At 78.6% G+C, this 1238-nt stretch carries 1 pseudogene; it reads right to left on the bottom strand.

Annotation, left to right across the window (positions count from 1 at the left end):
- Nucleotides 1-1077, bottom strand: a pseudogene (locus ABZ641_RS38200) (ATPase); the annotation flags it as partial.
- Nucleotides 1078-1238 lie beyond the last annotated feature (161 nt).

Genomic DNA, 1238 nt, shown 5'->3' on the forward strand with positions numbered 1-1238 from the left:
CGAGGCGCGGCCGAGGGCGGCGCGGAGGTCCGGTGCGACCGTGTCGAAGCGGGTCCGCAGGTCCGGGTCGCCGGCGGCGGGCAGGGCGGTCGCGGCGGAGGTGCACCAGCGCAGGTGGCGGGCGCCGGTCTCCTCCGACTCGCCGGCGTCGGCGAGCCGTTCGGCGCCGTACTGGCGGATCGTCTCCAGGGCCCTATAGCGGGTGCCCGCCGCGGAGTGCGTCACGGTGAGCAGGCTCTGCTCGGCGAGCCTGCCGAGGCCGTCGGTGACCGCTGCCGGGTCCAGCGGGTCGAAGCCCGCGATCCGGGCGGCCGCGTCCGCGGTGAACGGCCCGGCGAACACCGACACCCGCCGCAGCAGGGCGCGGTCCTGCGGCGTCAGCAGGTCGTGGCTCCAGTCGAGCGCCGCCCGTACCGACCGGTGCCGGTCGTCGGCCCGGGAGCCGCCGGCCAGGATCCGCAGCTGGTCGGAGAGGCCCGCGGCGAGACCGTCCGGCCCGAGCGTGGGCCAGCGCGCCGCGGCCAGTTCGATCGCCAGTGCCATGCCGTCGAGCCGTTCGCAGACGGCGGCGACCCGGTCGCGCAGCGCCGGGTCCGGGGGCAGCCCGACGGCCGCCGCCCGCTCCAGGAAGAGGGTCACCGCCTCCGACTCCGCGCCGCCCGCCCGTGACAGCGGCGGAACGGGGAAGACCCGCTCGAACGGCACGACGAGGCGGGCGCGGCTCGTCGCGAGCACCCGCACCCCCGGGCAGGCCGCCAGCAGCCGTTCCAGGAAGGGCGCCACTCCGTCGCGCACCTGCTCGCAGTTGTCGAGCACCAACAGCACCTGACGGTCCGCCAGGGCGGCGGGCAGCGCATCGTCGAGGGTGCCGCCGGGCTGCTCGGCCACGCCCAGGGCGGCCGCAACCGCCGCGCCCACCCGCCCGGGGTCGGTGACGGGAACGAGGTCGACGAACCACGCCCCGTCGGCGAAGTCACCGGCCGCCTCCGCCGCCACGGCCAGGGCCAGCCGGGTCTTGCCCACCCCGCCCGGGCCGACCGCGGTGACCTGGCGGTGCTGCTTCACCGCCTCGGCCAACTCCCCGCGCTCCCGCACCCGGCCGACGAACGCCGTCAGCGGCGCCGGCAGGGCGGGGGCGGGGGCGGGGACAGGGGCGCGCGGCGTCGGTGCCGGTGCCGGCGTCGGTGTCGGTGGGGCGGGTTCGGGGTGCGGTTGACCGGTGCGGGTGGGTGCGGCCC

This window comes from Kitasatospora sp. NPDC007106 (assembly GCF_040634455.1).
Lineage (GTDB): Bacteria > Actinomycetota > Actinomycetes > Streptomycetales > Streptomycetaceae > Kitasatospora > Kitasatospora arboriphila.